At 60.0% G+C, this 23,875-nt stretch carries 22 protein-coding genes and 1 tRNA gene; 12 read left to right on the top strand and 11 right to left on the bottom strand.

Translation table 11 applies throughout. The features are described 5' to 3' along the window. Positions 1 to 14 precede the first annotated feature (14 nt). The 4 genes from HAD_RS16610 to HAD_RS16625 all read right to left on the bottom strand — a co-directional run bounded on the left by HAD_RS16610 (position 15) and on the right by HAD_RS16625 (position 4,636). Positions 15 to 1,613 carry an MFS transporter gene (locus tag HAD_RS16610; protein ID WP_035573812.1) on the bottom strand — a complete coding sequence of 533 codons (1,599 nt, stop codon included), beginning with the start codon at positions 1,611 to 1,613 and terminating at the stop codon, positions 15 to 17. A gap of 110 nt (positions 1,614 to 1,723) precedes the next feature. Next, positions 1,724 to 2,629 (bottom strand): alpha/beta fold hydrolase, encoded by a 906-nt coding sequence (locus tag HAD_RS16615; protein WP_156942320.1) that lies wholly within the window; start codon positions 2,627 to 2,629, stop codon positions 1,724 to 1,726. Positions 2,630 to 2,913: 284 nt separating this feature from the next. Continuing rightward, a complete protein-coding gene (locus tag HAD_RS16620) occupies positions 2,914 to 3,726 on the bottom strand; it encodes a metallophosphoesterase family protein (protein ID WP_051596418.1) in 813 nt (270 codons plus the stop codon). 85 nt (positions 3,727 to 3,811) lie between these two features. Beyond that, on the bottom strand, positions 3,812 to 4,636 hold the full coding sequence (locus tag HAD_RS16625) for an enoyl-CoA hydratase-related protein (RefSeq protein WP_035573816.1): 825 nt from the start codon (positions 4,634 to 4,636) through the stop codon (positions 3,812 to 3,814). Positions 4,637 to 4,868: 232 nt separating this feature from the next. On the opposite strand from HAD_RS16625, the gene HAD_RS18835 reads away from it, so the two are divergent. Further along, positions 4,869 to 4,997, top strand: a complete 129-nt coding sequence (locus HAD_RS18835) for a hypothetical protein (protein WP_277813281.1) — start codon at positions 4,869 to 4,871, stop codon at positions 4,995 to 4,997. 103 nt (positions 4,998 to 5,100) lie between these two features. Here the strand turns inward: HAD_RS18835 and HAD_RS16630 are convergent, their stop codons facing one another. Both HAD_RS16630 and HAD_RS16635 read right to left on the bottom strand, forming a co-directional pair. After that, a complete protein-coding gene (locus tag HAD_RS16630; protein ID WP_035573817.1) occupies positions 5,101 to 5,568 on the bottom strand; it encodes a GNAT family N-acetyltransferase in 468 nt (155 codons plus the stop codon). 21 nt (positions 5,569 to 5,589) lie between these two features. Beyond that, a complete protein-coding gene (locus tag HAD_RS16635) occupies positions 5,590 to 7,122 on the bottom strand; it encodes an acyl-CoA carboxylase subunit beta (RefSeq protein WP_035573818.1) in 1,533 nt (510 codons plus the stop codon). A 212-nt stretch (positions 7,123 to 7,334) separates the two neighbouring features. Between HAD_RS16635 and HAD_RS16640 the strand changes: the two genes are divergently transcribed. The 6 genes from HAD_RS16640 (at position 7,335) to HAD_RS16665 (ending at position 14,720) form a co-directional block, all read left to right on the top strand. Continuing rightward, positions 7,335 to 8,075 carry a polysaccharide deacetylase family protein gene (locus HAD_RS16640; protein ID WP_035573820.1) on the top strand — a complete coding sequence of 247 codons (741 nt, stop codon included), beginning with the start codon at positions 7,335 to 7,337 and terminating at the stop codon, positions 8,073 to 8,075. 70 nt (positions 8,076 to 8,145) lie between these two features. Further along, the gene (locus tag HAD_RS16645) at positions 8,146 to 9,216 is read left to right on the top strand and encodes a hypothetical protein (RefSeq protein WP_035573821.1); all 1,071 of its coding nucleotides are present in this window, start codon (positions 8,146 to 8,148) and stop codon (positions 9,214 to 9,216) included. After that, positions 9,203 to 10,615 carry an MBOAT family O-acyltransferase gene (locus tag HAD_RS16650; protein WP_035573822.1) on the top strand — a complete coding sequence of 471 codons (1,413 nt, stop codon included), beginning with the start codon at positions 9,203 to 9,205 and terminating at the stop codon, positions 10,613 to 10,615. The genes HAD_RS16645 and HAD_RS16650 overlap by 14 nt, the downstream gene beginning before the upstream one ends. 124 nt (positions 10,616 to 10,739) lie before the next feature. Next, positions 10,740 to 11,405, top strand: a complete 666-nt coding sequence (locus HAD_RS16655) for a hypothetical protein (RefSeq protein WP_035573823.1) — start codon at positions 10,740 to 10,742, stop codon at positions 11,403 to 11,405. Positions 11,406 to 11,489: 84 nt separating this feature from the next. Next, positions 11,490 to 13,313 (top strand): DUF1800 domain-containing protein, encoded by a 1,824-nt coding sequence (locus HAD_RS16660; protein WP_035573824.1) that lies wholly within the window; start codon positions 11,490 to 11,492, stop codon positions 13,311 to 13,313. Positions 13,314 to 13,322: 9 nt separating this feature from the next. Continuing rightward, complete coding sequence (locus HAD_RS16665; RefSeq protein WP_084332030.1) at positions 13,323 to 14,720, top strand: DUF1501 domain-containing protein; 1,398 nt, start codon at positions 13,323 to 13,325, stop codon at positions 14,718 to 14,720. A gap of 76 nt (positions 14,721 to 14,796) precedes the next feature. Here HAD_RS16665 and HAD_RS16670 read toward each other — a convergent pair whose 3' ends face one another. From HAD_RS16670 to crcB, 4 genes are read right to left on the bottom strand one after another with little or no spacing between them, the layout of a single operon-like run. After that, positions 14,797 to 15,513, bottom strand: a complete 717-nt coding sequence (locus tag HAD_RS16670; protein WP_051596443.1) for an ATP12 family chaperone protein — start codon at positions 15,511 to 15,513, stop codon at positions 14,797 to 14,799. Positions 15,514 to 15,562: 49 nt separating this feature from the next. Next, a complete protein-coding gene (locus HAD_RS16675; RefSeq protein WP_241765397.1) occupies positions 15,563 to 16,255 on the bottom strand; it encodes an HAD-IA family hydrolase in 693 nt (230 codons plus the stop codon). Then, positions 16,252 to 17,298 (bottom strand): RluA family pseudouridine synthase, encoded by a 1,047-nt coding sequence (locus HAD_RS16680; protein WP_035573825.1) that lies wholly within the window; start codon positions 17,296 to 17,298, stop codon positions 16,252 to 16,254. The genes HAD_RS16675 and HAD_RS16680 overlap by 4 nt, the downstream gene beginning before the upstream one ends. Then, complete coding sequence (gene crcB / locus HAD_RS16685) at positions 17,295 to 17,678, bottom strand: fluoride efflux transporter CrcB (RefSeq protein WP_035573826.1); 384 nt, start codon at positions 17,676 to 17,678, stop codon at positions 17,295 to 17,297. Before crcB ends, HAD_RS16680 begins: the two co-directional genes overlap by 4 nt. 94 nt (positions 17,679 to 17,772) lie before the next feature. Between crcB and HAD_RS16690 the strand changes: the two genes are divergently transcribed. The 4 genes from HAD_RS16690 (at position 17,773) to HAD_RS16705 (ending at position 22,018) form a co-directional block, all read left to right on the top strand. Then, positions 17,773 to 17,846, top strand: a tRNA-Gly gene (locus HAD_RS16690). A 295-nt stretch (positions 17,847 to 18,141) separates the two neighbouring features. Then, positions 18,142 to 20,466 carry a TonB-dependent receptor gene (locus tag HAD_RS16695; protein WP_035573828.1) on the top strand — a complete coding sequence of 775 codons (2,325 nt, stop codon included), beginning with the start codon at positions 18,142 to 18,144 and terminating at the stop codon, positions 20,464 to 20,466. A gap of 48 nt (positions 20,467 to 20,514) precedes the next feature. Next, positions 20,515 to 21,426: a sulfite exporter TauE/SafE family protein gene (locus HAD_RS16700; protein WP_035573829.1), complete on the top strand. Its 912-nt coding sequence runs from the start codon at positions 20,515 to 20,517 to the stop codon at positions 21,424 to 21,426. Between the two features lie 124 nt (positions 21,427 to 21,550). Further along, complete coding sequence (locus tag HAD_RS16705; RefSeq protein ID WP_035573830.1) at positions 21,551 to 22,018, top strand: MaoC family dehydratase; 468 nt, start codon at positions 21,551 to 21,553, stop codon at positions 22,016 to 22,018. Positions 22,019 to 22,024: 6 nt separating this feature from the next. Here HAD_RS16705 and HAD_RS16710 read toward each other — a convergent pair whose 3' ends face one another. Next, the gene (locus HAD_RS16710) at positions 22,025 to 22,945 is read right to left on the bottom strand and encodes a fatty acid desaturase family protein (RefSeq protein WP_035573832.1); all 921 of its coding nucleotides are present in this window, start codon (positions 22,943 to 22,945) and stop codon (positions 22,025 to 22,027) included. Positions 22,946 to 23,009: 64 nt separating this feature from the next. On the opposite strand from HAD_RS16710, the gene HAD_RS16715 reads away from it, so the two are divergent. Beyond that, entirely contained in the window at positions 23,010 to 23,828 is an 819-nt protein-coding gene (locus HAD_RS16715; RefSeq protein ID WP_241765398.1) for a hypothetical protein, read from the top strand. Positions 23,829 to 23,875: the final 47 nt, after the last annotated feature.

Genomic DNA, 23,875 nt, shown 5'->3' on the forward strand with positions numbered 1-23,875 from the left:
GACCAGTTATCTCCTCAGGCGCGGCGGGCCTGATCAACAGGGACATGGGTGGAACCCTTGACCTGCTTGACCTCACGGACCTTGCCGATTTCTTCAGCAACTTTTTTCTCGATAGACGACAGGCCCTGCTGAACCTGCTGGATATGCTGTTCCAGCCACTCACGGCAGATGTTCAGGGCCGTGATGTTGTTGTCGATCGTCTGCATCGCGGCCTGTGCCTGCTCTCGTTCCTTGGCCATCTCGTAAGACGGCAGCTGGGGCGTGACGATTTCATCAAAATAGGCCGGGCACGGCGCCTGGTCGCCCAGACGGTCACGATTGGCGTTGCGAGCGCGGCGGTGCGCCTGCCGGTACGCCACTTTCAGGCTACGCTCCTGATCCGCAGCGCGCGAAGCAATCGCGATGGCAAAGTCACGGCGGGCATCGAGCAGGTTCATCGCCTTCTCGATTTCACGCTTGGCCGCGACATGGCGTGACTGTTGAGTCTCGAACCACTGGCGGCAGCTGGTGAAATAGTCCGACAGGTCATCCCGCACGGCGTTACGCACGGCCTGACGGCGCTCATAAGCCTTGCGTTCCTTGCGCCAGACACGGCCATAGCCGGGATAGCGATCCGAAATCCGGTCATAGCCTTCATAGACGGCCAGTCCGAAAACGGTCAGCCCCATGAACAACAGGCCGAGGGCGACAAAACTGTCGAGCGCGAAGATGTTCGGGAACATCGAGATGAACACTTCCGTCGGCGAAATCGAGAAGAGTGAGAACCCCCCCACCTCTCCGGCCGCGTCAGCCGTATGCAGCCCCGTTTCCACGGCGTCGCGGAAGTGCGCCACGAAGAAGTTCAGCAAAAGACCGGCCAAAATGCCGACCGTCGCGATTGTCCCGCCAAAGATCCGCCAGCCGATATTTGCATGGTTGAAGGCATATCTCAGGCCGAAGAAGCCGGCGACGACACCGATGCAAACATTCACAGCACTCACGCCGAAGGCGATCATCATGCCACCGATCAGGCCGTTCGCCTGGGCGTCCTTGAACAGGAGCGCATTGAAGCCGCCCTCAAGGATCATGATGAAGACAAGAATCGCGATCGCCTGCTCGACATTCTTCTTGATGTCCGGGGTCCGGTCACCAATGCGGTCACCATGGCGGGCACGGAACTGCTGAAGTTCCACGATCGCCGCGGAATGCGATTCCTTGGCTTCCGTCGTGTCATCCGTCTCGTAGTGACGATATTCGTTTTCTTCCGATTTGATCGCCTCACGCAATTGATCAGGATGAATATCGATGGGCGTGTAGTCGGCCACATAATTGCGAACCGTGGCAGACGCCGAAGACATCCAGGTCCCCAGACCGCGCCGCACTTCCTCGGCACGCTCGGCAACCATCTGCTCGCGTTCGCTCCACTGGTCCTGCGTCAGGGCTTCTGACACAGGCAATCCATCCTGAGCATCAGCCCTGGCTTCCTTGCGCGTCATGTGGCGGCTGATTCCCAGCTCACCCTTCGCACGCTTTCCTTTCAGGCCATGTTCGGCCAGGTCGTTGCGAAGCTCCAGTGGCTTCACCTTGGTCTGACAACCGACATCTGCGCCCCAGCGCACAGTGTTCTTCGCCATAACGCATCCTCATTAACAATACGGGCAAGAAAATTAACTGTCCGCAGAATGCGCAGGCTTGGTTACCAACTAGCTAAAGGCACCGTGTTATGTGCAATTCGTAATGTTGATCAGAGCGCGTCGGCCACAATCTCGAAGAACTCGCTGGCAGATTGGTAGATCACCGCCATATCGCCCGAAGACAGATACGCGACAGACGGCAGGCCAAGCCGCTTCACTTCCTTCTCAATGCCATTCTTCCAGCTACCTGTCGTCTCAGTGCCTGAAACAGTCATCGCCGGAACGCCCCTGAAACAGCCGTCAGACAGAATCGGATCGTCATTCAGGGCATTCCCGAGTTCGAACGTGAACGTCGGCACATCAAGCCGCGCCTGCAGCATTGATATGGCTTCATACATAAGCTCAGGATTGTTTCGAAGAAAAGCGATGTCGCCGAGGCTCTTGCGCCACAAATTCTCGAAAACCCATGTCTGACCGAAGATGCCCCAGGAACTCTTGAGGGCCATCAGGGACAGCCGTCCGCCAGCCGGGCTGGAAAGGGCTTGCTGAAGGGCCTTCGAGATCCATTCCGGCTGGAACTCGTTTGCCTGGTCGTAATTAAAGCCGCAGTTCGCGAAGACGGTGAACCCAATCCGCGAGTCCCCGGAAAGCGTCACACGCTCGCAAATCGGGTTCGAACTGCCGAGTCCGACTAGAATTACGTCTTGAAGGTCCTTTTCCTCGAGAAAATTCCGGACCAGCTCCGCCTGTGACTCCCGATCCGTCAGCGGAGAATTGGCACCGAATCCCGGACGGCGGACAGAGATGACACAAAAGCCTGCCGCATTTGCAGCCTGGCAGAAGCTCTCTGCCGGCCAGCAGCAGATATCCAGCGACTGCAGGATGACAAGGGGACGCAATTGCCGAGCCCCAACCACCATGAATTCAAGAGACGCCTGGTCGTTTTGAAAACGCTGCACCTCCCGCCCGAACGGATCGACCGACGCCGGCCAGGTCGGAACGACACGTTGATCCATCCCCAAGATGCGCCTGTAATCCAGCATCGCCACCATCCGTTACAAAAAAGGCAGATTGAGCATGGGCAGAATACCCGGCTGCGAATCGTTGCCATTTTACGACACATTGCCCTCGGCTGAAGGCCTCCGGGTCAAAATTGTCCCATTCTTTCGCGCAAACCAGCGCATGCTTGCCTGTCACGTCAGGCAAGGCGCCATGAAGCAGAACCTAATCCGGATTGCCGGTCTCTGTCGACCGCGCTGGTTTTTGGCTGCTCGGCAAGGGACGCGGATAGCCGGAAGAGTCACGGGCGGATGAGCTTCAACGCGCCGCCCGGGTGATCTGGCCATTCGGCCGTTTTACGAGGGGCGTAGTCGATACCGGGGACGCTTTTGAAGTACGGCGCGCCCGTTTGCGGCAGGACAAGGGCTGTCAGAGTCCCGCCATGAACCGCTGCCGTATCGAGACCTGTGGCATGCGCGAAGCAGGCCGGGCCGTCCAGCCAGGGCTGATGGCCAAAGATGACATGGCCGAACCGCCCGTCGTAGACCTCCGCCCAGAACGGGTCGTCCGGCTGGTTCGCACCCAGCGCGAGATACTCGCCCGTTTCTGCCGAGACATATCGCGTTCGCAGGATTTTCCGGAACGCCTTGGCCCGTCGGCCATGCCACAGGCTGGCCTGCTCCACGGTTTCGGGAAAGCTGCGATGGGTGCCGGGAATGCCGCCATGCACGACCAGTGCGCCCCATTCCGGCAGGTGGAGGAACGGAACGGCCGTGGCGAGAAAAGCGCGGTCGCTTGCTGACAGTTCAGCATCCAGCGCAGTCAGTTCCGGCGCGTCGGCCGCCATGGTGCGTGCCACCTTCGGGCGCTCGGCCGTATTGATATGATACCGCCGGTGCCGGTCTTCGTGATTGCCTTCGATGAGGATCACTTCATAGGGGGCCGTTTCGCTCAGCTTGCGGACGAATTTGACCACGCCAGCGGAGTCCGGGCCCTTGTCGACCAGATCGCCGACAAACACCAGCCGGTCACCCGCGCAGAGGTCAAGCGCCGCCACCAGCGCCTGAAGCGGTCCGATTGCGCCGTGCACATCTCCGATGATCGCGGTTTTCATGTGCTGGCCCCTTTCCTGCCACAGGCGACATCTCCAGCCATGTGGCGCTCATGGAGCCAGGCATCAAGGCCTGAGCCGGCGCCGGTCAGCGCCCCTGGAACACAGGCTCCCGCTTTTCAACGAATGCCTTGGTCGCGTTGCGGTGATCCTCGGTCTGGGCGCAGTGGACGTGGTGGGTGGCTTCCAGATCCATACAGTCGAAGACATCGCCGGACGACATGGCCCGGTTCAGGTTTTCCTTCATGTAACGATAGGCAACCGACGGACCGGAGGCGAGGCGTTTCGCGATCTCCATTGTCTTGTCCACCAGCTCTTCCGGCTCGCATACCCAATTGGCGAGGCCGAGGGCCTGCGCCTCGTCCGCCGAGACGCGCTCCGACAGGAAGTAAAGCTGGCGGGCTTTCGCCTGGCCCACCAGCTGGCTGAGGAAGAATGTACCACCATAATCGCCGGAGAAACCGACGCGGGCGAACGCCGTGGTCATGATGGCGTTGCGCGACATGATCCGCATGTCACAGGCGAGCGCGAGGGACAGGCCCGCCCCGGCCGCCGCGCCCGGCAAAGCCGCAAGGGTCGGTTTCGGGATCGTGTAGAGCTTGCCCGCGGTGGCACGCTGGTTGAGGCGCTGAGTGTGGATCGCCTCGTCGATCGTGGTCTGGCGCTCTTCGCCCGTGTTGCGCGCGTTCATGCCTTTGACGTCACCGCCCGCGCAGAAGCCCTTGCCGGCACCGGTCAACACGATGCAGCGCACCTCGGGGTCCAGCTCCGCTTTCGCCAGCGCCGCGCCCAGCGCCGCATTCATCTCGCCCGACATCGCATTGCGCGCCTCGGGCCGGTTCATCGTCAGCGTCAGCACGCCGCCATCCAGCGCGGCGAGCAGGTGATCGGTTCCGGTGTTCGTGATGGTCATGCGCGTTCCTCCTGATTTTGGAGGAATGTGTAGGACATGGGGCGGGTTTGTATAGAGCGGGCCGTCCCTTACAATCGCAGCTGTTCGGGCCTATGTATGTACCACGCCATTGCGCCCGATTCGGCGCAAGCATGCGGCGTGGTTCTCCCCGACAAAATACCAGACGGACCTGATGTCCGCACACCGGGCGCCCGGTTCCCCGCCCCGACTCTCTCCCCAAAGGATCAAGACCATGGCCAAAGGCCAGAAGAAATCGAACAAGGAAATCCGCAAACCCAAGGCCGACAAGCCGAAGACCAATGCCTCAAACCCGACGCTGAAGACGGATTCGATGCTGGGCGTGGAGAAGAAGCGGCGCTGAGGCCTCTGAAGCTCGCCCGCTTCACAGGGGAGGATGAAGGCCGGAAGCGCGGCATGGTCATCCTCCACCGCCTACGGGGGAGGTGCCCCGTCTTCCCCTCACCTCAGCCCAGTATTTTCTCAAGCAGGACGGTCGTCAGACCACTGTTCCATTCGAGGTCCGGGTACTGGTCGATCTCGCGGAAGCCGCGGGCGGCGTAGAAGGCGCGGCTTCTTGTGTTGAACGTGTCCGTTTCGAGCCGCGCAGTGGCGTGCCCCGCGCGGCCGATCTCGCTCTCGGCGAGGTCCATCAGCTGCGTGCCGACGCCGGTGCGGGCATAGTCGGAATGGACATGCAGCGCGTGAACGAAATCATCCCGCCAGTGAACAAAGCCAGCAACAATGCCCACACGTGGCACGATATGGAATTCCTGCCAGCACTGACCAACATAGGTCTCCGGACGCTTCGACGCCCTGAAAGATTCAGCGGCCTGCTGGGTGATGTTGGGCCGCCACGTGCTTTCGAACGTGTCGTAGAGGATGCCGATCAGGGCATCCTTATCCGATGGGTTTGCAGAGCGCGTTACGTCTATCCCGTCACCTCGTGACCCGCCTTACAGCGGAATGTTGTCGTGCTTCTTCCAAGGGTTTTCCAGCTGCTTGTTCTTCAGGCTACGGAGGGCCTTTACAACGCGGCGGCGGGTTGAGTGGGGCATGATGATGTCGTCGATATAGCCCTTGCGCGCGGCGACGTACGGGTTCGCGAAGTTGTCTTCGTACATCTTCGTGTGCTCAGCGATCTTGTCGGCGTCGCCGATGTCCTTCCGGAAGATGATCTCGACCGCACCCTTGGCGCCCATCACGGCGATCTCGGCCGTTGGCCAGGCATAGTTCACGTCGCCGCGAAGGTGCTTGGAGCTCATCACGTCATAGGCGCCGCCATAGGCTTTCCGTGTAATGACGGTGACTTTCGGCACAGTGGCTTCAGCATAGGCGAACAGGAGTTTCGCGCCATGCTTGATGAGGCCGCCATATTCCTGCTTGGTGCCCGGCATGAAGCCCGGCACGTCCACAAAGGTGACGATCGGAATATTGAAGCAGTCGCAGAAGCGCACGAACCGCGCCGCCTTGCGGGAGGCGTCGATGTCCAGAACGCCGGCCAGCGTCATCGGCTGGTTGGCGACGAAGCCGACCGTGGAGCCTTCGATACGGCCGAAACCGCACAGCACGTTGGCGCCGAATTTCGGGCTGATCTCGAAGAAGTCGCCTTCGTCGGCCACTTTCTCGATCAGCTCGCGCATGTCGTAGGGTGAGTTCGGGTTCGGCGGGATCAGCGTGTCGAGGCTCTCGTCCACGCGCTCGACATCGTCGAACACGTCACGCACCGGCGGGTCTTCGCGGTTGGAGCCTGGCAGGTAGTCGATCAGGCGGCGCATCTGCACCAATGCTTCGATGTCGTTCTCGAACGCCCCATCCACCACACCGGACTTGGCCGCATGCACCGATGCCCCGCCGAGCGTCTCGTGGGTCACTTCCTCGTTCGTCACGGTTTTCACCACGTCCGGGCCGGTGACGTACATGTAGGACGTATCTTTCACCATGAAGATGAAGTCCGTCATGGCCGGGGAATAGACGTCGCCACCGGCGCAAGGGCCCATGATGACAGAGATCTGCGGGATCACGCCGGAGGAGAGCACGTTCTCCATGAAGATATCGGCATAGCCGGCGAGGCTGTCGACGCCTTCCTGAATACGCGCACCACCTGCATCGAAAATGCCGACCACCGGGGCGCCGACGCGGGCAGCCGCCTGCTGGACCTTCACGATCTTCGCCGCGTGCGCCTTGGACAGCGAGCCGCCGAAGACGGTGAAGTCTTTCGAGAAGACGTAAACAAGGCGGCCATTGATGGTGCCCTGCCCCGTGACGACGCCGTCGCCGGGGATACGCTGGCTTTCCATGCCGAAATCGGAGCACTGATGCTCCACGAACATGTCATACTCTTCGAAGCTGCCTTCATCGAGCAGGACGGCGATCCGTTCGCGGGCCGTCAGCTTGCCTTTGGCGTGCTGGGATTCGATCCGCCGCTCGCCGCCGCCGAGGCGGGCCTGTTCGCGTTTCTGCTCCAGTGCTTCGATCACATCCTGCATCCGACCCGGGCTCCTTGCCAAAAGAGTGTCATATATTTTGTACGAGTTGCTTGATAATCGCACCACATGGCTTGGCAAGTGCAAGCTGCTGGCAATCTCGCCGCTGCCCTCGCGGATTGCCCCTGCGTCAGTGTATCTTCGCTCTGGCCTGCTGACACGACGGCCCGTTCCTTGCTACCGTCCGGCCAACCCTTCCGGAACGGGATTCTCCGATGCAAACTGCCCTGCGCCCCTTGCTGCGAGCAACCGCCATTGCGGGCCTGATCCTGTTATCTGCTTGCCTTGAAGGCGCTTCAGAAGCCGAGTGCGGACCGGACGCGCTCGGTGTCTCGCGTACGCTGACGCTGACAACAGAGTCCCGCCCTCCCTATGAGCTGCTGAAACGCGACGAAGTCATCCTGACGTTTGATGATGGTCCGGCCTGGTCCCGCACCAAACGGGTGATGAAGGAACTGTCGAAGGAATGCACGCGGGCCACCTTCTTCCTTCAGGGAAACCAGGCTGAAACCTGGCCTGGCATCGCAAAGTCGATCCGCGAGGCGGGACACACGGTGGGCAGCCACAGCTGGGATCATGCGAATCTGGCTGAGCTTCCCCTGCCGGAAGCCATCGAAAACGCGAAACATGGCCAGTCTGCCGTGTCCGCCGCGATCGGGCAGGAAACGCCGCTGTTTCGCTTCCCCTTCATCGCCACGACGCCGGAATTGTCCGAAGCGATCCATGCAGCCGGCTTGATCGACGTGACCGTGACCGCAGATGGGGCAGATTGGACTGATATTTCCCCGGAAGACGCAGTCGCCCAGATCCTGGCCATGCTGAAACAGCACGACAGGCGCGGCATGGTCTTGCTTCACGACCCGTTTTCGAAGTCTGCCAGACGGACCCGCCTTCTGTTGCAATCATTGAAGGCTGAAGGTTACAGCGTCGTTGCGCTGGAGCAGCCGGAAGGCTAATTCCCGTATCTGGCGAACTGGCACACATCCTGCACCGCCTGCCCGATACGAAACTCCTGCTCCGGCTGCCATGATTACCCAGATCCGAACTGCCCTGTTTTCTGCCATCCTGTTCGCTGTCGGCTTCGTCGTCGTGGCGGTACCGCTGTCACTTGGCCTGCGCGCTGCGACGCCCATGCCGGACCTTCTGGTCCTCAGCCCCAAGCTGGATGCCTACAAGGCGGCGCCGGAGAAATACGATACAGTGTTCATCGGCAGCTCGCGCACTTTCTACCACATTCTGCCGGACGCCGTGGAACGCGGCGCGGCAGAGGCAGGCTGCCCCGGCTGGAACGTCTACAATCTCGGCGTTTTCGGTCTGACCGGCGCCGAGCAGGACTGGATGATCGACCAGGTTGTGGCTGCTGGCGGAGACTCGCTGAAGCGCATCGTGATCGAAGACGCCCTGCCAAACGAGCGCACACTGGACGGCGTCACCACCAACCGGGCGCGCTATTTCAACAGCCCGGACATGTGGCCCGCGCAGATTGCCAGCATCACATCCTATCCGGAATCCCTGCCGAAACGCGTTTTCCGGGCAGGCATGCTGACACTGGGCGCAGGATTTGACCTGTCAGGCGTCGGCCGGGGGTCTGAGCTCCTGTTCCCGCCGGGTGATGCGCCCGAGCCGAAAGACTTCGACCTGTCGAATGACGGCTTCGAAGCGCTCGGCTCGATCATGACGCCGGATATTGAAGCCCGCCGCAAGGATTTCGAGGAGAAGCCTGAACAGTTCGAACAGGACCTCGCCCTCTACGGTGCGCATAGCGACGAAGATGTCAGCGCACGCGCCGCCTACCTCGCCAAAAGGCTGGACCAGCTGTCGGCCCGGGGCCTGAACGCAGCGCTCTACATCTCGCCCGACCTGCCGGAACTCGACCGCACGCCCCGCACGGGCGAGGCCGTGAAGGCACTCGGCGATTACAAGGTCCTGAATTTCAACAGGCCAGATGTCTACCCGGACCTGTTCGACCGCGACCTCTGGTTCGACTTCAGCCATTTCGGCGAAACCGGTGCGCGCAAGCTGAGCCTCAAAGTCGGTGCGGAATACTGCGCCATGTCCTCCACCGGAAAGGAATCGGTCGCCAATGCTCTTCGTTGAAGCCCGCTTTTTCCTGTTTTTCGGCCTCGTTTTTGGCCTCGTCTGGGCGTTGCGCAGCAATCTGTGGCGCAAGCGAGTCCTGACGCTGGCCTCATACGTATTCTATGGTGCCTGGGATTGGCGCTTCCTCGGCCTGATCATGATGGTGACGATTGTCAGCTACCTGGTCGGCAATGCGGCCACCCTGCCTGAGTCAGAAACGAAAAAACGCAAATGGGCGTTGGGGACCGGTATCGTCTTTGCCCTGATCGTGCTCGGCCTGTTCAAATACTTCAACTTCTTCGCTGACAGTTTCGTCGATTTCGCGGGCCTGATGGGTTTCAATGCCGGTCATGTGACGCTGAACCTCGTCCTGCCGGTCGGCATCAGCTTCTATACCTTCCAGGCCATCTCCTACATGGTGGACGTGCACCGCGGCGTAATCGGCGCACGGCGCAGCTTCCTTGATGTCGCTTTTTACATCGCCTTCTTTCCCCAGCTTGTCGCTGGCCCGATCGTGCGCGCCTCAGACTTCATCCCCCAGATGGACACCGCGCGGAAGTGGAGCGATGTGGCCGTGCGGGCGAGCGTCGCGCTGTTCCTGGTCGGCTTCTTCAAGAAGGCCTGCATATCGGACAATATTGCGCCTTATGTCGACCTGATCTTCGCGGATCCCTCCGCCTACACCGCGCATAGCGTCATCGCAGGTGTGCTGCTGTACGGCATCCAGATCTATTGTGACTTCTCAGGCTATTCTGACATGGCCATCGCAACGGCCGGCCTGCTGGGGTACAAATTCCCACCGAACTTCAACTCGCCATACCTGTCGCGGGACATCCAGATCTTCTGGCGCCGCTGGCATATCTCGCTGTCCAGCTGGCTGCGTGACTATCTCTACATTCCGCTCGGCGGGAACCGGAAAGGCGATATGCGCCGCGATGTGAACCTGATGACGACGATGGTCCTCGGCGGACTGTGGCACGGCGCCTCTTTCAACTTCATTATCTGGGGCTTCCTGCACGGCCTCGCCCTGATGGTCGAACGGACCTGGAGCGACCATGTGGCCAAACGCTTCAACCCGATGGGCCTGATCGGCATCATCATCGGCACAGCGATGACCTATTACTGGGTAAATCTCGCCTGGATCTTCTTCCGCGCACCGACACTGGAAGAATCCCTGGCCATCGCAAAAACATACCTGACATTCAGCTCGGAAGGCGTTCAGAACCTGCCCGCCGTCGTGTGGCCATTCATCCTCGCCATGGGCGTGTTCCATATCTTCAGCCACCGGATCAAACTGGGCGAGATGCTGGCGCAGATCCCGCCTGCACGGTTCGCCCTGACGACCGGCGCATTGGCAGCCCTTGCCTTGTCCTTCGTGCCGCTCGGCTACCGGCCCTTCATCTATTTCCAGTTCTGATACCTGCCTGACATCGCATTCTGACAAGAAACGCCCCGGATGTTCAGTCCGGGGCGTTCCCAATGTTTCCGTCAGTCCGACAGGAAAGATTTATCCGCGGCTACCAGCGTCTGTCGCGGCGGTCATGGCGCCGTTCACCGCGGTGATGAGGGATGCCCTGTATATCCGTGACGTGACCACGACGAATGGTGCAGCTCACACCTCGTTCAAAGTCATGCCGGCGGCCCTCAAATTCCACTTCCCTGAAGCGTACGGTATATCCGTGTCGACCAAAAGGTTGGGCCCAGGCACGGCTATCAAAGTCTACGTCACGGAATCCCAGCCTGCGCGCTTCGTGCCGGATGCCTTTCCGGCAAGCCTGAATAGCCTTGCGGCTCAACCGGTCACGATGGTTCGGCGCATATCCTTGTTTGGCGCCGCGATAGCTATAGGCAGCCGGACGATAATCATGCCCGCCATGCCCGACCTCGATGAAGAGGGTGGAATTGTCACCAATACTGGTGGCAACAGCCGCCCGGACCGGCGGACTGTCCGCAGCAGCGGGGAGTGCGATGAGAGCCGACGCAGCAAAGGCAACGGCGGCCGCTCCAGAAGTTATGACGTGTTTCATCATGCCATTCAGAAAACATGCCGTACCGGAACCGTGCCTGAAATGAGCGTTCATATCCCGTTGCCGGACGAATTGGGCAAGCCCCATTCGTTTCGACACAAAAACGACCACATTGGCCACAATTCGCGTTTCAGGCGAACAAAGTGGCGCGCAATACGTGTGCAGCTGCTTTTTTTCTAACCATTCCGATATTTAAGGTGACGAAACTTCGTGACACAGGCATGCGAGGGGATAAACGGACAATCCAGAACGGATGGTGGAGCCATGAACAAATCATTGGCCTGGAAAATTACGGCTGTGTCCCTCGCGGTACTGATGACTGCGTGCGGCGGCGGTGGAAGCGGCACAGGCAGCGGTGGCGGCGATGGGGGCGTGCCAACGCCTGTTTCTCCACCACCTCCACCGCCACCTCCTCCCCCGCCACCGCCCGCTACTCAGGGCGATTCCGGTTTTGCCACACAGGAGAGCACGTCCCGCCTTCTGACACAGGCAACATTCGGACCGACTACGGAAGATATCAGCGCCTTGACCGGCACCAGCGCCTCCCAATGGCTGGTGCAGGAGTTCGCCAAACCGGCGAGCCTCAACCTCAATTGGGTCGTCAATTACATGGACCTGCCGAATTCGCGCACGGTCGACGGCTACATCAATGATCGCGGCGGCGAGGCGCCAACCTACTCCTTCTGGATCAACGCCATCACGGCGGACGACCAGCTGCGCCAACGCGTCGCTTATGCCTTGTCCCAGATCATCGTGGTCTCCCACCACGAAACCGCCAGCGCGACCTACAACCGCCCCCGGGCCGTTGCGTACTATCAGGATATCCTGACACGGAACGCTTTCGGCAATTATCGCGACATTCTGGAAGAGATCACCTACTCTCCGGCGATGGGTCTTTATCTGACATATTATCAGAGCCAGAAAGAAGACCCGGCCACACAGCGCATGCCGGATGAAAACTACGCGCGCGAAATCATGCAGCTGTTCACAATCGGATTGAATGAGCTGAACCATGACGGCACCGTCAAGACCGGGGGCGACGGTCAACCGATACCAACCTATGACAATACCGATGTTACGGGACTGGCAAAGGTCTTCACCGGCCTGAGCCTCGACAGCGCAGACTTCTTCGATTCCATATGGAACCTGCCGGAAAGCCTGCAATCGACGCCTATGAAAGTGTTCCCGGAATACCACTCAACATCGGAAAAGTCGTTCTTGGGCACAACCATTCCGGCCGGCACCAGCGGAACGCAGAGCATCGAGATCGCGCTCGACACATTGTTCCAACACCCCAATCTGGGGCCCTTCATCAGCCGGCAGATGATCCAGAGAATGGTCACAAGCGACCCGTCGCCTGCTTATGTCGGCCGCGTCACAACGGCGTTCGAAACAGGTCGCTACACCTTGCCGGATGGCACGGCCATTGGGGATGGTAAGCGCGGAAACATGCAGACCATGGTCGCAGCCATCCTCATGGATGCCGAAGCCCGGTCTGACGAGATGCTCGCCTTCGACACGTTCGGCAAAATCCGCGAGCCAGCGATCCGCTTTGCGCAATGGGCCCGGGCATTTGATGCCTCCGGCGTTACACCGCAAAACTCATTCGACCCGTATGACCCGACAACGCGCGCTGAACTCGGCCAGGAGCCTTACAAATCGCCATCGGTGTTCAACTTTTACCGGCCCGGCTATGTTGCACCAGGCAGCGCGACCGGCGCGGCTGGCATGACGGTACCGGAGCTGCAGATCACAAACAGCTCCACGCTTGTTGGCTATGCCAATTTCATGGCGCACTTCGCTTTTGCCGAGGCGTTGAACGGGAACGACCAGCACAGCTCAAGCTTCATTCCGGATTATACGGATGAACGCGCGCTGGCGAACGATCCCGCAGCCCTGGTGGATCATCTCGACATGTTGCTGGCATCCGGCCAGCTGACAGACACGACCAAGAACAACATTGTCCAGACGGTACAAGCTATTCCGCTGACCAACGAGAACATCTTCAACTATGACGGCCCCCTGACCCGGATCGGCACCGCCGTTCTCATGGTCATGACGTCCCCAGAATACCTCGTACAGCGCTAGGAGACGGACATGAGCATTTCGCGGAGACATCTCCTCAAAGGCATTGGTGCTGGCGCTCTCAGCGCAGCAACGCTCACAACACTGGGCAATGCCATGCATGGCTTCCAGTCCGCCAATGCCGCGGAAGTCACCGACTACAAGGCGCTGGTCTGCATATTCATGCTGGGCGGGTGCGACACGCACGACGTGTTGCTGCCTTACGATCAGGCCTCGTACGACAGCTTCCGGAATATCCGGGCATCCATGTTTGGCGGATACAATGGCAGCCGCGACCGCAACCAGCTGTTGCCGCTTTCGCCGGTGAATTCCGGTGACTTCGGCGGACGTCAGTTTGCCATGCCGCCAGAAATGAGCGGCCTGCACGGCCTGTTTGAGTCAGGTCAGGCTGCTTTCGTCGCCAATACCGGGCCATTGATCAGCCCGCTCAACCGGACTCAATGGCAAAGCGGCTCAGTCCCTGTTCCCAAACAGCTTTTCTCTCATAACGACCAACAGTCCACATGGGCAGCGAGCGCACCGGAAGGTGCACAATTTGGCTGGGGCGGACGCTTTGCCGATGCCGCCGTCACCTCTGGTGCAAACACCAACCGGGAGTTCAGCACAATCACGGCAGTGGGTAATGAGCTGTTCCTGACGGGACAGGAAGTCCTGCCTTATCAGATCGGTCTCAGTGGCGCTGACGAAATCAATCTGTTGAGCGAGTTCGACAATGCCAATATCTCGAACCTGCTGCGACGGCACTTCTCAGCCACGGACTTCAACCAGAGCAATCTGATCGGACGCGACGTCGCGCAGATTGCGGATAAGTCAGTGGTTCTGAACGAATCCTACAACCAGGCGGTCGCCAACCTCATTCCGCTTTCGACGCAATTCCCTCAGTCCTATCTCGCATCACAACTGCGTGCGATTGCGAACACAATCGCAATCCGGGACAGCTTGTCGGTACGCCGCCAGGTCTTCTTCGCCGCCGTCGGCGGGTTTGATACGCACTCCACCCAGGCGGCCGATCTGCCCGGCCACCTGTCGGACGTCTCCGCCGCGATCACCGCCTTCCACTCCGCCATGCAGGAGCTCGGCGTCGGAAGCAGTGTGACGACATTCACCGCATCTGATTTCGGTCGCACACTGGCAGCGAATGGTGACGGCACAGACCATGGCTGGGGGTCGCACCACCTCGTGGTCGGCGGCGCGGTACAGGGCCAGCGCATTTATGGTGACGTTCCTCCATCGGAGTTCGGACACGCGCAGGATGCTGGCAGTGGCCGCATGATCCCGACCATTTCGGTGGAGCAATATGCCTCACCGATGGGCCGCTGGTTCGGTTTGAACGACAGCGAACTTGCCGCGGCATTGCCAAACCTCAGCACGTTCACCGCGGCGAATCCGGTTCAGAACATCCTCGTATAAGCCGCTCCTGAGCGGGGGCCAGACGACGAAAGCAGGTCGTGGTCACCCGCCAGCGCGGGTCGTTCTTAATGTCAGCTCAGCCGAGCCCGCGCATCCACGTTTCCAGCGCGCGCGCCTCTTTGCGGCGGGCCTCTGTCACCTGCTTGGCCTCTTCGTCCTCGCCCCACTGTTCGATTTGCCAGACCTCATCGACGCGGGAGACTTCGAACGCATCGGCCGCAGACAGCTGGCCTTCAGCCACCGCCAATGCCAGCAAGGCGGAGCCGAATAGACCGCAACCAAACAACGCGCCGGTGAGACGAAAATCATCCATCTCAAGTGCCACCTGCCGGGCCGCTTCGAGCGAGGCATCCGGTTGCGGAGATGGAATCACGCCCTCAACCGGAACCAGCAGGATATCCAGCTCCTGGCCCGCCCAGTCGCGCACAGGTCTCCAGTATGCGTCCTGCCGCTCGACCAGTTCGACCGGGCTTTCTGCAAGATGGCACAGCAAGTCTGTCTCGCAGTAGCGGGCCATTTCGTCCGCCATTTCCTCCCGCACTTCCGGTGTACGGTCGATGGCGACGTTCGCGAGGCGCGTCAGGTGCATGGCGGCGAGATCTATACTCTCGCCTTGTTCGTTCCACTCGGCGGCCACTGCACGCGCCAGGCGCTGGCTTGGCAGGCAGAGTGCGGCCCGGGCCGGCGTCTTGATGGTGCGCCCGTCAAGGGCGACCGTCCAGCCGCCCGGCATCTGTTCGGCGGCGGCCTCTTTGTAAAAGCGCTTCGGATTGTCGGAAGGAGAAGTCATCATGGCCGCGCATGTACGCCGTGCGAACGCGGTTTCCAAGAGGCAACTGCGTTCAGCCGCGCGTGTCCTTCGAGACCGGATTGAAATTCAGGACACTGCCGCGAAGAGTATCGAAGGCATGGTGCACCTCGTGTGCGCCCGCCTCTTCCAGTTCGTGGGCAGCGCCGAAACCCCAGCTGACGCCGAGGGTCCGCACGCCCGCGGCACGCCCCATGGCGATGTCGTGGATGGCATCGCCGATCATCAGGCTCGCCCCCGGTTCCACACCGAGTGCGTCCATGGCCTGCTCCACCATGTGGGGATGCGGCTTGCCCGGGCCGTCATCCGCGCACCAGATCGTGTCAAAGAAATGCTCCAGCTTGTGAAGCTCAAACAGGCTCTGAATGCCGCGCCGTGTCTTGCCGGTGGCCATGGCGATCAGCCAGCCTTCATTCCGCAGGGATTCCAGCGTTTCCAGCGCACCGTCATAAAGCGGCTGGGAGAAATCCGGCCGGGCGCGAGCGCGCACCCAGGTGCTGCGGTAATCGGTGACCAGCCGCTCAATGTCATCTTCAGAAGCACCGGGCGCCAATTGCCCGCAAGCTTCGTGAAGGCTGAGCCCAACGATCCGTCGCGTGGCATCATATTCCGGCGGGGTCAGGCCGGACTGGCGAAAGGCCTCCACCATGACATTGTGGATACTCTCCCGGCTGTCGACGAGGGTTCCGTCAACATCCCAGATGGCAAGACGCAGCTCAGTCATCATACGAAAGGCGCCAGCGGATCCTTGCCTGCTTCCTGCTCAAGGAACCCGAGTGCCTCAAAAGTCTGCTTCATATGTGGGGGCAGCGGCGCCACGATCTGAAGTGGCTTCGCATTCGGACGCGGTATGAGGAGTGCACGGGCATGCAGGTGCAGGCCTGGCGCAAGGCCCTGAGGCACTTCCCGGCGGCATTGATATTTGAAGTCGCCGAGGATCGATGTGTTCATCTCCAGCATGTGGAACCGCAGCTGGTGCATGCGCCCGGTCAATGGCTTCAGGGCAACCCATGCGGCACGCTGGCCTGCCGTGGAGATGACCGCATAGTCGGTGATCGAGTGGCGCGCGCCCTCAACGCCCTGCGCCGAACGGAACATGCGTTCGCGATCAGAATCCCGGCGCCCGCGCGCTTTCGGGTTCACGACGCGATAGCCGTCTTCTTCATGCTCGTCCGGCACGCCCTTCACCATCCAGCAGCGGATCTGTCCGAAGGGAGGATTTGGTACGGCAATGGTGACGGCCCAGTAGACCTTGTCCATATCGCGGCTGCGGAACAGTTCGGCCAACCGGGCTGCCGCCGCCGGATGCTTCGCGACAAGGAGGACGCCCGATGTGTCCTTGTCGAGGCGGTGCACCAGGACCGGCCGATGTGTCCCATCACTCAGAGACGCCAGCATGCCGTCTATATGCTTGCCCTGCCCTGAGCCCCCCTGCACGGCGAGACCGGCAGGCTTATTGAGGGCGATCATGTCGTCATCTTCGTAGAGCGTGATCTCGCGCAGGAAATCGCGATCTTCTTTCGACAGTTTGGTGGCCTTGTCCGGAGGAGGCTTGGTCGCATCGCCGCTGAGAATCGGCAGACGCACCTGCATGCCGGCAGACAGGCGCGTGTTGGACTTCGCCCGCGCGCCATCAACACGGATCTGTCCGGTACGGAGCATCTTCTCCACCTGGCCTTGAGTCAGCTGCACCCGGCGCTTGATCCAGCGATCCAGCCGCGTGCCCTCTTCCTTGGGGGTTACGGTTTCGGTGACGATCTGGCCGCTCATGCGAACGCTTTCCGGGCCAGCCACAGGCCAAAAAACAATGCCATCAAGCCCAGAACGACCGACAGGGCGGCGTAAGCCGCTGCTCTCGTCATGTCTCCGGCGCGAACAAAGTTCGCCACTTCAAGCGAGAAGGCTGAGAATGTCGTGAAACCGCCAAGCAGCCCTGTTGCCAGAAACAAGCGCAGTTCCTGTGGCCCGCCTTGCCCGCGAAAGGCCAGCCAGCTGATCAGGAACCCCATGAAAAAGCTGCCCACAATATTCACCGCAAATGTGCCATAGGGCCAGTGATCGGGCATGTGGCGCACCACGACCTGGCCCACCCCATGGCGCATGGCCGCGCCAAGGGCGCCGCCTGCTGCAACTGCAAGAAATCCGTTCATGCCCCGCCTTCTAGCCCTAACTGTCGCCCGGCGCCAGCGACATGCCCAGCCCTCTTGCGCTGGCACGGAAACGAGCTCTAATACCCCTAGGCACGCGGGTGTAGCTCAATGGTAGAGCAGCAGCTTCCCAAGCTGACGACGAGGGTTCGATTCCCTTCACCCGCTCCAGTCTGTCCCGGAAGACGGACCTGACCGGCCAGCAATCCACGCAAGCAAATCCCCGCTCCCGGGAGCCTTTGATTGTGCCGTGTCCACCTCAGATTGCCCAAACGCTAACCATCGACTCAACAATGTCCGGATCCGCGTCGTGATGCATTGCACAAGAAACATTCAGGTCTGCTCATTTACGCCCGAATGCAGGCACGGGGCCGCTTTTAACATGTGCACTTTATAGTGCGCAGTTCCCGCATCCCCTCCCCGCAGACATTTTGCGCGCATTCAATCTGCTACTTGGAGTAAAGAGATGCGTCGCCTGACCAATCACCTGAAATTCGGAATATGCCTTGCCTCGCTGATCGCCGCGTCGATGACGACCGTCGCGAATGCACAGGAAACAGCCGATGCAGAAGAACAGGCCACGATGAAAGCGGTGGTCGTCCAGGGCCGCCGGGTCTCGACCGCTGATACCGCTATCGGCCAGGGTGAAGCGACCAACACCGTCGCCGTCACCCGGGACGAACTTCTCTCCGCGCCGGGCGGCATCTCCGGCCTGAAAATGCTGGAATCCCTGCCGGGCTTCAACGTGCAGACAGACGGTGCGCTCGGCCTCTACGAATTCGGCAACTCGGTCACCGTGCGTGCCTTTAACCTGCAGCAGATCGGCTTCGTGCTGGACGGCGTGCCGATGGGCCGCTCCGATGCCTTCGGCGGCAGCCCGATCTTCCGCTATGTGGACAATGAAAACCTCGGCTCCGTTGTCGCGTCCCCGGGCGCCGGCGACGTCTCCCTGCCGAGCTACTCCTCGCTGGGTCCGATCGTCTCTTATAATACGGTCGACACGTCTGACACGCCCGGCGGCATGATCTCCTACACGATGGGCGACGACAATCTCGAGCGTAGCTTCATCAAGCTGGAGACCGGCAACTGGAACGGCCTGTCGGCCTATGTCAGCCGGTCCAAGACGGACAGCGACCTGTGGCGCGGCCCCGGCACGATCGACCGCGAGCACATCGAGGGCAAGATCAAGTACGAGTTCGACGAAGATACGTTCATCAAGTTCGGCTACGTCCACAATGACTTCCACGACTACGACTCACCGTCTGCCCCGGAGTCTGTGTTCGACAACGACTATTACTACGCCTACCTGGATGCCATTCCGGAAACTGGCTGTATCGAACCGATTTCCAACGTCTACGACTATAATGGCGACAGTGTCATCGACGGGAATGACTTCTCGCCGATCTTCACCGGCTCGGCCTGTACCAGATATTATGAGGACCGGATCAACGTCCGCGACGACAGCCTCTACTCGCTCAACTTCCAGACTGACATCACACCGAACCTGATGTTCACGGCCACGGCTTATCAGGAAGAAAAGGACGGCTTCGGTGTTTCGCCGGACAGCTACTCCAACTCGCTCGGCATCTATGAACGCCAGGTGCTTGCCGGCCTCGACGTCGTGCACCCGCGCGGCGTGCAATACGGCCTCTCCGGTGTTGGCGGCACGCGCAAGGGCGCCGTCGCCGGTCTGGAATGGCAGGTCGCCAACCACAAGGTTGAGTTCGGCGCCTGGTATGAAGACGAAGACTACAACCGCACCCAGCAGCGTCTCAACAAGACGAACGGCTCGGCTGACGGCGACGTGATCTGGGATGAAGTGGCCTACTACCGCCGCAATTACACCTCGACCCGCAAGACGACCCAGCTGTTCCTGAAAGACACGATCAGCCTGATGGAAGACAAGCTGAACCTCGAAGTCGGGGTGAAGAGCCTCAGCGTCGATTACCAGCTGAGCGGTTATCGCGACTATAACGACTATGAAATGTTCGGCCCGCAGACGGTCGGCGAAGATTACAGCGACAACTTCCTGCCCATGCTCGGCGCAGTCTACGACATGAACGACAGCGACCAGCTGTTCGCTTCCTACTCGCAGAACTATGCGCTCCCGCGCGGCGCGGACGACATCTTCTCCATCGCGTCCACCGATGCATCGACCGAACCGCTGCCGGCACCGAAAGGTGAGGAGTCCCAGAACTTCGAAATCGGCTACCGCACCAACCGCGCGCAGTTCTATGGCTCTGCCGCGCTGTTCTTCACCAGCTTCGACAACCGTCTTGTGGCTGGCAGCGTCATCAACCCGGCTACCCAACAGCCAGAAGCCTTCTACATCAACGCCGGCAAGACCGAGGCTTACGGCTTCGAACTTTCAGGCGTCTATCAGCCAGCATTCCTTGACGACAAGGTCTACCTGGACGGCAATCTGACATACAACCACGCCGAAGATGAAAGCGGCTTTATCCTGGCCGACAGTCCGGAATGGCTGTTCACCGGCGGCGTAACTTACGAACCGACCGAATGGATGGTTGCCAACATCTCCGGCAAATACACCGGCAAACGTTATGCCGATTATACCGAGGGCTACAAAATGGACAGCTACGCCGTGCTGAGCGGTTACCTGGACCTAGGTGGCCCGAACGATTTCGGTGTGCCGGAAAATGTCAGCCTGCGGTTCAACGTCGACAACCTGCTCGACGAGGAAGTGACGACGGCCTTTGTCTTTGCCGGCTCCGCCTATTTCCGTCCACTGAACCCACGCACGTTCCAGGCAACCCTCACGGTCCGCTTCTGATCGTGCCGGACAGCAAAATGACTTCACAAACATCACCGAGTAAAACCAATGTTAGCTGATGCTCTACCACTAATTCTCTCCATGCTGGTTGCCGGTGCTTTCGCCGGCCTCCTGGCGGGACTGTTCGGAATCGGCGGCGGCTTTGTCGTCGTGCCGGCTCTCGCAGCGGTCTTCACCATCCTGTCGACAACGGGGCAACCGATGTCTGAGGACAAAATCATGCACGTGGCCATCGGCACCTCGCTGGCCACGATCATTTTCACCTCGCTCCGGTCCGTGCAGGCACACGCAAAGCGAGGGGCTGTGGATTTCAATATCCTCAAACAATGGGCGCCCTGGGTTGTCCTCGGCGTCGTGCTGGGCCTCAGTGTCGCCCGCTTCCTGGACGGTAAATCGCTGAAGATCATCTTCGGGGTCGGCGTGTTCATCATGGCCTGGCACTTCCTGTTTCCGATCCTGTCCAAGCGGACCGTGTCAGATCAGATGCCGAAAGGCATGGCCCGCGGTGGGCTTGGCAGTTTCCTCGGCGGGTTCTGCACCCTGCTGGGTATCGGCGGCGGAACACCGGCCATTCTGATCATGACTCTGTCCGGCCAGCCGGTGCACCGGGCCATCGCGACGGCGGCAGGCTTCGGGACGATCATCGCCGTACCCGGAACCATCGGTTCGATTATCAGCGGCCTCGGCGAGACCGGCCTGCCCTTCGGTTCGGTCGGCTATGTGAACGTTGTCGCAATGCTGGCAATCATCTCGATGAGCATGATCACGGCACCAATCGGCGCGGCACTGGCCCACAGCCTGGATTCCGCAAAGCTGAAAAAGGCGCTCGGCATCTACCTGCTGTGCACCTCCAGCCTGATGCTGTGGACAGCGTTCCACCATGCTCCTGCCAAGAATCCGCTGACAACAGCTTCAGCTGTCCAGGTCACGACGGAACTGCCACACATGGGCGGGCGCTAAGCTTATCTGGCTCCGGACGCTTCCGTTCAGGGAGCGGCCGGAGTCACTGCTTGGCATCCTTGCCTGACGTAACGCGAGCCGCGCCAATCAGGCGCGGCTTTCTTTTGGGATCAAGGACCTGCTCATGCGGTATTATGAAGACCTGGTGATTGGCACGCTCACAAAATCTGAACTGACCTACGAGGTCACACGAGAAGAAGTCATCGACTTTGCAGGAAAATACGACCCTCAGCCGTTTCACCTGGATGACGACGCAGCGGCGAAGACCCATTTCGGCCGCCTGTCTGCATCCGGCTGGCACACTGCAGCAATGGTCATGCGAATGATGGTCGAAGGATGGAGCACGCAGGAACCAACCGCCTCACTCGGCTCACCGGGTGTGGACGAACTGCGCTGGCGCAAACCCGTTTATCCGGGCGACACATTGCGCGTGGAATCGAAACTCATCGGCAAGCGCCGCATGAAAAGCCGCCCGGACATGGGCCTGACGAAGACAGAGCAAACAGTCTACAATCAGGACAATGAAATCGTCATGACCATGGTGTCGAACGGCTTGGTACAGGTTCGTGATCCGGAAAGCAGCGCCGAATAAGTCGACCTATTCTGCAGGCACCATAGCCGGTTTATCGTCCGGTCGCACGGCACGGCGGATGACATCGACATAGTCCTTTGAGATACATTCAAAGCCATCATAATAGCCGCGAGAAGCCAGCAACTGGTGCAAACGTTTCAACCGGTAAGGCGGGATGGAAGCGAACATGTGATGCTCCAGATGATAGTTCACATCATTCGGAGCGATCAGCACCCTCTGCCAGAACGGGGCCGTCGTGGTACCGGTATTGAGACGCGGATCCAGTTGAGTACGGTCCTTGGCGGTGCCGTGTTCGCCAATCTGGCGCAGACGCACGATGGCCGGATAAACAAAGAGTTCCGCAGCCCACCACATCAGGTATGCCCACGGCGCTCCGGCCAGCGTCAGCGTCCCCAACAGCAGGATGTGGAATGAAAGCCACGGCCAATTGCGCGAGAGTTTGAAATTCCGGATTTTCCGAATCGTGTCGCGGATGCCGGTACGTCCAGTGAAATCACGCACGAACTTGCGGCGAAGGCTGTCCTTCGAGACCGGGTAATTCTTCACAAACACGATATCCGGGTCATCCGGCGTGCCGGCATATTTGTGATGTTTGAGATGATAGGCCCGATAGGCCGGCAGCGAGATGTTCATCGGCGCCCCAACGACAAAGTGACCAACAAATTCGTCCACCTTCGGGTTCTTGAAGAAAGCGTGGTGAGCACAATCATGATTGATGATGCCAAGACCCAACTGGCGTCCACCCAGAATGATTATCCCCGCCAGGATGGTCAGTGGGTTTGGCCAAATGATCGCCACAGCAAACGCCGCAGCGATCAGGGCCCAGTTCCAGCTCAGTGTGGCAAACGCCCTCAAGTCAGACTTCTGGCGCAATTCGCGCAACTCGTCTTTTGTCAGCACATCAGATAGTTTGAGCTGGTTCGCCACGGCAGTTTTCTCCCATTGAACTCTTTTAACGAATATTACGCACTTTAGCAGTATGAGTCAATCTGTGTATTATTTTAAACCTCTCGATCCGAAAGACGTGTCGCCTCGTGCGCTGGTCTTGTCATTGATGAGCAGCGCGTTCACGGCGCCGCAATCGATCAGCCGCCTTATCAGCGCTGCAGCACTTTTCGACATCGAGCCGGCAACTTTGCGCGTGGCCGTGACCCGTCTTCTGAAAGATGGCCTGCTGGAAAGCCCGGACCGGGGCGTCTACAAGCCGGGACCAAAATCGAAGGCGCTGACCAGACGTGTGCAAGGCTGGAAAGATGTCGCAAGCCGGATCGTTCCATGGAACGGCGACTGGCTGGTTGCACTGACCGGGCACCTTGGACGTACTGACCGCAAACAGCTGCGATTACGCGAGCGGTCGCTCGCACTGTCCGGCTACAAAGAGACAGACGCCGGCTTTTGGGTTCGGCCAGCCAATCTGGCACGCGGGCTTGAAGACCATCGCGCAGACCTGATTGGCATCGGGGCGGACGATGGCATCTCTCTGCTGCGCGTCAGTGATCGGGCCCTTCCGGAAGGCGGTCGCTGGGAATCCCTCTGGTCGACAGACGAATTGGCTCACACCTATGCGGAAGCCAATGATGCCATGATGAAAAGCCTGGAACGGCTGGCCAGCCTGCCCTGTGACCAGGCCGCGCGGGAATCACTGCTGATCGGCCAGGCCGTGATCCGCACCATCAATTTCGATCCCCTTCTACCACCCGAACTCGGCAACCAAGACGCATTCCTGCGGATGGTGGAGACAATGGTCCATTACAACAATGTCGGCCGGAAATGCTGGCAGGCGTATTACACAGCAATGGACGGGGCGTGAGGCTTGCCCGGATCGGCACACCGTGAAAACGAAGCCTTGAACCCCGC

Origin of the sequence: Hyphomonas adhaerens MHS-3, from assembly GCF_000685235.1 — a bacterium.
Lineage (GTDB): Bacteria > Pseudomonadota > Alphaproteobacteria > Caulobacterales > Hyphomonadaceae > Hyphomonas > Hyphomonas adhaerens.